General features: G+C 47.2%; 1 pseudogene. It reads right to left on the reverse strand.

Features of this window, described 5'->3' with window-relative positions:
* Positions 1-555, reverse strand: a pseudogene (locus HMPREF0851_RS16370) (hypothetical protein); the annotation flags it as partial.

The raw sequence follows: 555 nt of genomic DNA on the forward strand, positions 1-555 counted from the left end.
ATAAATTCCATGTTGAGCCAGTTTTCGTTGCGACCACTGTTGAGTTTCCTACTGTAACTTCTACTCGGTCTGCGCCTGTACTTGGCGTTACTGTTACTCGTGCATTTGCTGTATCACTTACTACTGTTGGCGCATTTGGTGTTGTTTCTTTGGCTGGTAAGTTTGCTCTTGACGCTGTACTTGCATCACTGTTTCCATGTTTAGCAGTTGCGCTGACTTGTGTTCCTGCACTTGCTGTATTGTGTGCTACAGTGATTACTCCGCTTGTTGGATCTACACTTACTCCTTCTTTAGCTGGTGTTAGACTCCATGTTGAGCCAGTTTTCGTTGCGACCACTGTTGAGTTTCCTACTGTAACTTCTACTCGGTCTGCATCTGCACTTGGCGTTACGGTTACTCGTGCGTTTGCTTCGTCACTTACTACTGTTGGTGCTGCTGGTGTTGCTGCTTTACCTGGTAGGGCAACACTTGCTGCTGTACTTGCGTCACTGTTGCCGTGTTTAGCAGTTGCGCTGACTTGTGTTCCTGCACTTGCTGCATTGTGTGCTACAGTGA

The sequence above is a fragment of the Streptococcus sp. M334 genome, assembly GCF_000187745.1.
Taxonomy (GTDB): Bacteria; Bacillota; Bacilli; order Lactobacillales; family Streptococcaceae; genus Streptococcus.